At 70.2% G+C, this 8,519-nt stretch carries 5 protein-coding genes; 4 read left to right on the forward strand and 1 reads right to left on the reverse strand.

Translation table 11 applies throughout. The features are described from left to right. Positions 1-34: 34 nt before the first annotated feature. Positions 35-1,333, reverse strand: coding sequence for a glutamate/aspartate:proton symporter GltP (gene gltP, locus K343_RS0109045; RefSeq protein WP_028007797.1), 1,299 nt, complete (start codon positions 1,331-1,333; stop codon positions 35-37). A 523-nt stretch (positions 1,334-1,856) separates the two neighbouring features. On the opposite strand from gltP, the gene dgcN reads away from it, so the two are divergent. From dgcN to K343_RS21525, 4 genes are all read left to right on the forward strand, one after another. Next, positions 1,857-2,915 carry an N-acetyltransferase DgcN gene (gene dgcN, locus K343_RS0109050; RefSeq protein ID WP_051278099.1) on the forward strand — a complete coding sequence of 353 codons (1,059 nt, stop codon included), beginning with the start codon at positions 1,857-1,859 and terminating at the stop codon, positions 2,913-2,915. Beyond that, a complete protein-coding gene (gene dgcA / locus K343_RS0109055; protein ID WP_028007799.1) occupies positions 2,900-3,886 on the forward strand; it encodes an N-acetyl-D-Glu racemase DgcA in 987 nt (328 codons plus the stop codon). The genes dgcN and dgcA overlap by 16 nt, the downstream gene beginning before the upstream one ends. Before the next feature lie 107 nt (positions 3,887-3,993). After that, positions 3,994-7,179 carry an efflux RND transporter permease subunit gene (locus K343_RS0109060; RefSeq protein WP_211226198.1) on the forward strand — a complete coding sequence of 1,062 codons (3,186 nt, stop codon included), beginning with the start codon at positions 3,994-3,996 and terminating at the stop codon, positions 7,177-7,179. Between the two features lie 16 nt (positions 7,180-7,195). Beyond that, positions 7,196-8,308, forward strand: a complete 1,113-nt coding sequence (locus K343_RS21525) for an efflux RND transporter periplasmic adaptor subunit (protein WP_051278100.1) — start codon at positions 7,196-7,198, stop codon at positions 8,306-8,308. Positions 8,309-8,519: the final 211 nt, after the last annotated feature.

Below are 8,519 nucleotides of genomic sequence, written 5' to 3' on the forward strand. Positions count from 1 at the left end.
AATGTCAGGTTGAAAATGGCGGCGCCCGCCGCGCTCAGGACTCGCGCGAGGCTTCCGCCAGTTGATGCTCGTAGCGCAGCGCCTGCGCGGCGTCGTACTGGCCTTCCCACTTGGCGATGACCAGCGCCGCGAGCGCGTTGCCGACGACGTTGAGCGCGGTGCGCGCCATATCGAGGATGCGGTCGACGCCGGCGATGAAGGCCAGGCCTTCGATCGGAATGCCGACGCTGCCGAGCGTCGCCAGCACCACGACCAGCGACGCGCCGGCGACACCGGCCATGCCCTTGGACGTGACCATCAGCGTCAGCACCAGCGTCAGCTGCTCGACGAGGCTGAGGTCGATGCCATACAGCTGGGCGATGAAGATCGCCGCGATGCTCTGGTACAGCGTCGAGCCGTCGAGGTTGAACGAATAGCCGGTCGGGATCACGAAGCTGGCGATGCTGCGCGGCACGCCGTAGGCGCTGACCTTTTCCATCAGCCGCGGCAGCACCGTTTCGGAGCTGGCGGTCGAGAACGCCAGCACCAGTTCGTCCTTGAGCAGGCGCATCAACCGGAAGATGTTGATGCCGCACCAGCGCGCGATCGGCCCGAGCACGAGCAGCGCGAACAGGATCACCGCGACATAGACGAGCGTCACCAGCTTGGCGAGCGGCAGCAGCGAGGCGTAGCCGAAGGTCGCGACCGTCACCGCGATCAGCGCGAACACGCCGACCGGCGCGTAGCGCATGACCATATTGGTGACGCGGAACATCGTCTCGGAGACGCTGCGGAAGAGCTGCACGAGCGGATCGCGATGCTCGGCCGGCAGCGCCGAGAGTCCGAGGCCGAACAGCACCGAGAAGAAGATCACCGGCAGGATGTGACCGCTGGCCAGCGCGCTGAAGATGTTGTCCGGGATCAGCGACAGGATCGTCGCGAGCAGGCCGTGCGGACCCGACTGCGCGGCCTGCGAGCTCTGCTTGTACTGCGAGATGTCGGCCGTCGACAGCGAGCCCATGTCGATGCCGGAACCGGGCTGGAAGAAGTTGGCGAGTGCCACGCCGAAGACGATCGCGACCAGCGTGACGAGTTCGAAGTAGACGATCGTCTTGACGCCGATGCGGCCCAGCTTCTTGGCATCGCCGACGCCGGCGATGCCGACGATCAGCGAGGAGATGACGATCGGCAGCACGATCATCTTGATCAGACGGATGAAGATCTGCCCGGCCGGCGTCAGCACGTTGGCGATCAGCCAGACGCGCGCGTCGCCGCCGGTCTCGTGCAGCACCGCGCCGACGACGATGCCGAGCACCATCGCGATCAGAATCTGCCACGCAAGACCGATACGCATAAGTTTGAAGTCAGTTCCGTTTCGAGAATCCAGCCCGGCGCTCGACCGAGCCTTACATCTCGAGCGAGAGCTTGTTCGTCGCTCCGATTCGGGAACGCGAGTCAGCGAACGCCGGGCGCTTACGAGAAGCACGATCGATGCCGCTCGATCGTCCGGCAGAATGCGAGGGCAGGATAAGAAGCGCCGCGCGCCGCCGGCCAATGAATAGGCGGGCGGATCGCATAACCCATGGTTATGTCGTGCGGTCGGTCACGCCGCGCGGGCCGGAATGCCGGCCTCGCGCGGACCGCTGCGCCAGCGGCCCGCGGATGCCGCTCCGGCGCGGTTTGCGAACGTAGCCGCCAGAGCTTCGCGCCACGCTGCGCGTGCCCACAATAACTCTCGGTTATGCCTCCCAATCATCTTTTGATTGGTTCGCGCAGAGCCCGGCCGACTATCGTTTTTTCGCCCGCCTCGTCGACCACGTCGCAACCATGCGCCATCGCCCTGTCGGCCCGCATCTCTTCGTTTTCAAGCCTGTGCCATGACCGCTCAAGAAAATCCTGCCGACTCATCCGCGACAACCACTCCGGCGTGGGGCGCGCCGTACCTCCTGTATCTGGGCAACGCGCCAGACGACCTGTCGATCAAGACCGCACGCGGCCTCGCCTACTGGCGTCCGGAATGGTGCCTCGGCCAGTTCCGCGGCCCGGAGTGCAAGTCCTGGCTCGACCTGCCCGACATGGGCTTCGCCGAGGCCAAGGCGGCCGGCGCCGACACGATGGTGCTCGGCATCGCCAACGCCGGCGGCATCATGGATCCGCAGATGGTGCGCGACGTGGTCGCCGCGCTCGACGCCGGCCTGAACATCGCCTCGGGCCTGCACAAGCGCCTCGCCTCGCATCCGGAGATCGCCGAAGCTGCGGCGCGCAACGGCCGCGCGCTGTTCGACGCGCGCTATTTCCCGCTCAGCATTTCGGTCGGCAAGGGCCTGCGCCGCCCGGGCCGCCGCCTGCTGACGGTCGGCACCGACTGCTCGACCGGCAAGATGTACACGACGCTGGCGCTGGAGCGCGAGCTGCGCAAGCGCGGCGTCGCCGCCGACTTCCGCGCCACCGGCCAGACCGGCATTCTGATCGGCGGCGGCGGCATTCCGATCGACGCGCTGATCGCCGACTTCATCTCCGGCGGCGCCGAGTGGCTGACGCCGGGACGCGAGGACGGCGGCTGGGATCTGATCGAAGGTCAGGGCTCGCTGTTCCATCCCTCGTACGCCGGCGTCTCGCTCGGCCTGCTGCACGGCGCACAGCCGGACGCGCTGGTGCTCTGCCACGAACCGAATCGTCCGCATATGCGCGGCCTGCCGCACTACGGCGTGCCCGATCTGAAGCGCTGCCTCGAAGCGAACCTGCAGTCGGCGCGCCTCACGCAGCCGGACGTGATTGCCGTCGGCGTGTCGCTGAACACCTCGAAGCTGAGCGCGCAGGAAGCGGCCGACGCCTGCAAGGCCGCCGAGGACCTGCTCGGCCTGCCGTGCCAGGACCCGGTCGCCACCGGCGTCGACAAGATCGTCGACAATCTCCTGTCATGCTTCGCATCCTGAGCGTCGAACATCAGTCCTGGCCGCTGGCCACGCCTTTCCGGATCTCGCGCGGCGTCAAGACGTCCGCCGAAGTCGTCGTCGCGACGATCCGCGAAGGCGAGTTCGTCGGGCGCGGCGAGGCGCTGCCGTACGCGCGCTACGGCGAGACGATCGACTCCGTGCTCGAACAGGTGCGCGCGTTCTCGGCGGAAATCGCCTCCGGCATGGACCGCGAGGCCCTGCTCTGGGCGATGCCGGCCGGTGCCGCGCGCAACGCCATCGACTGCGCGCTGTGGGATCTGTCGGCGCGGCGCAGCGGCCGCTCGGTCGCCAGCCAGCTCGGCGAAGGTCCGCTGCCGGCGGTCGAGAGCGCGCTGACGGTCAGCCTCGACACGCCCGAAGCCATGCGTGCCGCCGCCGAGAAGATGGACGGCGCGCCGCTGGTCAAGGCCAAGGTCGACGCGCGTGATCCGGAAGCGCAGCTGCGTGCGGTGCGCGCCGGCGCGCCGCGCGCGCGCCTGATCGTCGATCCCAACGAGAGCTGGACGATCGAGCTGCTGCGCGAGATGCAGGGCCTGATGCGCGAGCTGAAAGTCGATCTCGTCGAGCAGCCCTTGCCGGCCGACCGCGATGAAGCGCTCGAGGGCTTCACGCCCGCGCAGCCGATCTGCGCCGACGAGTCCTGCCATGTCGCCGACGACCTTCCGCGCCTGCTCAAGCGCTACCAGGCGATCAACATCAAGCTCGACAAGACCGGCGGCCTGACCGGCGCGCTGGCGCTGCTGCAGCGGGCGCGCGCCGAACAGCTGCGCGTCATGTGCGGCTGCATGGTCAGCACCTCGCTGAGCATGGCGCCGGCGTTCCACATCGCGCGCCATGCCGAGTTCGTCGATCTCGACGGCCCGCTGTGGCTCAAGCAGGACCACCCGGGCGGCGTGCGCTTCGCGCATGGCGCGCTGCAGCCGCCGGCCCCGGCACTCTGGGGCGGCTGAGCCGGATCGCGCGCCGGAACGGGGCGCGCCGCGCGGCCGCCCCGATTCCGGCACGGCGCTTGCGTTAAGCGGCGCCACCCGCCCGTCGCCGCCCGGCGCCGGACATCGTGAGGAACACCGCCGTGTGGATCGTCCGCTACGCGTTGAAACATCCGTACACGATCGGCGCATTCGCGATCCTGATCGTGCTGGCCGGCGCGCTCAGCCTGCTGCGCATCTCGACCGACATCCTGCCGTCGGTGCGCCTGCCGTCGCTGAACATCGTCTGGTACTACACCGGCCTGCGCGCCGACGACATGGCGGCGAAGATCACGTCGTTCAGCGAAAGCTCGCTGATGAACAATCTCGACGACGTCAAGGAAGTGCGCGCCGAGACCACCGACGGCGTCGGCATCATCACCGTCGAGTTCCAGCCCGGCGTCAATCTGGAAATGGCGCTGGCGCAGGTTTCCGCCACGCAGCAGACCATCCTCAAGCGCATGCCGCGCGGCACGCTGCCACCGTCGATCATCCGCGTCGATCCGTCGAGCACGCCGATCCTCAATCTGGTCGTCAGCTCCGACACGCTCAACGACGGCGAACTCTACGACTACGCGCGCCTGCAGCTGCGCAGTCAGCTCAAGTCGATCGCCGGCCTGCGCCTGACGCTGCCCTACGGCGGCGCGCCGCGCCAGATCATGGTCGAGCTCGATCCGGCGCGCCTGCAGGCGCACGCGCTCAGCGCGTCCGACGTCGAGGCGGCGATCGGCGCGCAGAATCTGGCGCTGCCGTCCGGCGTGCTGCGCGAGGGCCGCCACGCGTGGCGCGTGACGCTGAACAGCAGCCCCGAGGACGGCGAGGCCTTCGAGGCGATGCCGATCCGCACGGTCGACGGCCGCACCGTGCTGCTGCGCGACGTTGCCACCGTACGCGACGGTCCGACCGTGCAGACCCATCAGGCGCGGCTCGACGGCCGTAACGCCGTCGTCATCTCGGTGATCAAGATGGGCAACGCCTCGACGGTCGACGTCGTGCGCCGCATTCGCGCGCGCCTGCCGGAACTGCAGGCCTCGGCGCCGGAGGGCGTGCGCGTCGAAGCGCTGTTCGACCAGAGCGTGTTCGTCGAGGCGGCGGCGCAGACAGTGCTGTTCGAAGTGCTGCTGGTCGCCTGTCTGGTCGCCGGCGTCGTGCTGCTGTTCATCGGCAGCCTGCGCTCGACGCTGATCGTGCTGACCTCGATTCCGCTGGCGCTGCTCTGCGCCATCATCGGCCTCTACGCGCTCGGCCATACGCTGAACCTGATGAGCCTCGGCGGCCTCGCGCTGGCGATCGGCCTGCTGGTCGACAACGCGCTGGTCGAGATCGAGAACAGCAATCGTCGCATCGAGGCCGGCGAGCCGGTGCGCACCGCGATCCTCAACAGCGCGCGCGAGGTGGTGTTCCCGGAATTCCTGTCGACGCTGTGCATCTGCATCGTCTTCATTCCGATCTTCATGATGAGCGGCGTACCGTCGTTCATCTTCAAGCCGCTGGCGCTGTCGGTGGTGCTGGCGATGACGGCGTCCTTCGTGCTGTCGCGCACGCTGATCCCGACGCTGGCGTCCATGCTGCTGCCGGCCGAACAGGCCCTGCACGCGGCGCCACACGACGGCGCGTTCGGCCGCCTGCAGCAGCGCTTCGAGCGGCGGCTGGCGGGCTGGCGCGATGCGCACGAACAACGCCTGCGGCGCTTCGACGCCGGCGGCATTCGCGTGCTGCTGGTCTGCGTGGCGATCGTGCTGTGCGGCGCGCTCGGCGCCTGGCTGCTCGGCCGCGAGTTCTTCCCGCGCACCGATGCCGGCATGATCCGCTTCTATCTGCGCGCACAGCCCGGCCTGCGCCTCGAAGAAACAGACCGCCTGTTCGCCGAGGTCCAGCACGAGATCCGCGCGACGATCCCGGAACGCGATCTGGCGCTGGTCAGCCAGATCGTCGGCCAGCCCGATCCGATCAATCTCGCCTGGGTCAACAGCAGCAGCGTCGGCTCGTTCGACGGCGAGGTCCTCGTCCAGCTCAAGCCCGGCCACGCACCGACCGCCGGCTACCTGGCGGCGCTGCGCCAGCGGCTCGGCGAGCGCTTCCCCGGCACGACGCTGTTCTTCCAGCCGGCCGACAGTACCAACCTGACGCTGGCCGGCGCCTCGCCGACCGATATCGACATCCGCATCGTCGGCAAGGACCGCAAAGGCAATCGCGCCGCGGCGGAAACACTGATCGAGCGCATGCGCCAGATGCCGGGCCTCGCCGACGTTAGCCTGCGCCAGGTCTTCGACCAGCCGGAGCTGTACATCGAGGTCGACCGCGTGCGCGCGCTCGAACTCGGCATCACGCAGGAACAGGCCGCCGACGCCGTGCTGTCGGCGCTCGGCAACGGCGGTTCGGTCGCGCCGACGTACTGGGCCGATGCCAAGGCCGGCACCTCCTACGTGGTGCAGATCCTCGCGCCGCCACTGCTGCTCGATTCGGTCGACGCCCTGCTCAACCTTCCGGTCCGCGTCGGCGACGACGGCCGCCTCGTGACGCTGCGCGCGATCGCCCGCGTCGCCCAGCGCAAGAGCGCGGCGACGGTCAGCCGCGTGATGCAGGCGCCGGCGCTGGACGTGCTCGCCAACGTGCAGGGCGTCGATCTCGGCAGCGCGGTCGACACCCTGACGTCGCTGCTCGACGAAGTGCGCGGCGGGCTGAAGGCCGGCAACCGCATCGAGCTGGTCGGCCAGCCGCAGGTGATGGATCAGGCCTATCGCGACCTCGCCGGTGGCCTGCTGATGGCGATCGTGCTGGTGTTCCTCGTGCAGGTCGTCAACTTCCAGTCCTGGCTGCTGCCGCTGAACGCGCTGGCCGGCCTGCCGCTCGCGCTCGCCGGCTCCGCCCTGGCGCTCAAGCTCACCGGCACCGCGCTCAGCGTGCCGGCGCTGATGGGCATCATCATGGTCGTCGGCGTGTCGACCGCGAACAGCGTGCTGGTCATCAGCTTCGCGCGCGACCGTCTCGCCGACGGCCTGAGCGCGCGCGAAGCGGCCCGGGCCGCGGCCCGCGCGCGCTTCCGGCCGGTGCTGATGACGGCGACGGCGATGATCGTCGGCGTGATTCCGATGGCGATCGGCCATGGCGCCGGCGCCGAGCAGAACGCGCCGCTCGGCCGCGCCGTCATCGGCGGCCTGCTGTTCGGCACGGCGGCGACGCTGACCGTGGTGCCGCTGCTGTTCGGGCGCATCGCCCGGCATCGCGCCGCGGACGGGCTCGTCGAGCCTCCGGCGACCGTCGCCGCCCCCTGATCCCTGCGAGAGTCCCATGCCCCTGTCCACTGCCGACATCGTTCACGCCGACGCGCTCCGCAAGCCACTCGTCGCGGCGCTCGCGCTGCTGCTCGCCGCCGGTGCGGCATTGCCGCCGACGGCGTTCGCGGCTGACGCGCCGGCAAGCGTGCGCGTCGCCGCCGCGCGCCCGGTCGAGACCGGCGACGCGGTGCGCCTGCCGGCGCGCCTGGCGCCGCTGCAGAGCGTGACGATCTTCTCGCGCGCCAGCGGCTACGTCGCCGAGCGGCTCGTCGATATCGGCGATCCGGTGCGGCGCGGCGATCTGCTGCTGCGCATCAGCGCGCCGGAAGTCGAGCGCGCGTATGCCGGCGCCGTCGCCGCGCTGAAACAGCAGCAGGCACGCGAGACACTGGCCCGCGCCGAGTTCCGGCGCGCCGAGATGCTGGTCGTCTCCGGTGCGGTCAGCGCCTCGCAGCGCGACGCCGCGCGCGCCGATCTCGACGTCGCCAGCGCCAATGTCGCGGCGGCGCGCGCCGAGGCCGAGCGTCTGCGCGAGATCGTCGGCTTCCAGCGCGTCGTCGCGCCGATTGACGGCCGCGTCGTCGAGCGCCGCGTCGAACGCGGTGACCGCGTCAACGGCGACAGCGGCGATGCCGCCGATTACCTGCTGCGCATCGCCCAGCTCGACGAGCTGCGCGTGCTCGTCGACGCACCGCCGGATCTCGGCCTGCGCCTGAAGCTCGGCGACGCCGCCAGCGTGCGCTTCGCCGAGCTGCCGGCCGAAGTCTTTCCGGCGCGCATCGCGCGCATGGCCGGCGACATCGACGCGCGCAGCGGCACGATGCGCGTCGAACTGCGCCTGCCGAATCCGCAGCAGCGTCTGCCGGGCGGACTGCGCGGCGAGGTCGAACTGCGGCCGGCGACGAAAACCCTGGTCGCGGTGCCGATGAACGCGCTGCTGGTACGCGAGGGCACGCCGAACGTCGCGCTCGCCGTCGACGGGCGCCTGCGGTTCCGGCCGGTGACCGTCGCCCACACCGGCGACCGCGAGGTCTTCCTGAAAGCGGGCCTGCAGCCTGGCGACGCGGTCGTGCAAAGCCCGAACGCGCTGCTGCGCGAAGGCGATCCGGTCGTCGTCGCCCCCTGAGGCACGGCACCGCGCGGTGCGCGCGTGTACGCCGCCGCTACGCCCGCGCGCGCTGCACGCCGATCGCTGAGCGCACGGCGCGGGCGCCGATCTTCCGCCCTTGCGCCGCGCCGGCCGCCCGCCCGCCGCCGCGACCGCCCCGCACGAGGCACGCGCCGCACGAGGCACGCGCCGCACGAGGCACGCGCCGCACGAGGCACGCGCCGCACGA

Origin of the sequence: Solimonas flava DSM 18980 (assembly GCF_000426685.1) — a bacterium.
GTDB lineage: Bacteria > Pseudomonadota > Gammaproteobacteria > Nevskiales > Nevskiaceae > Solimonas > Solimonas flava.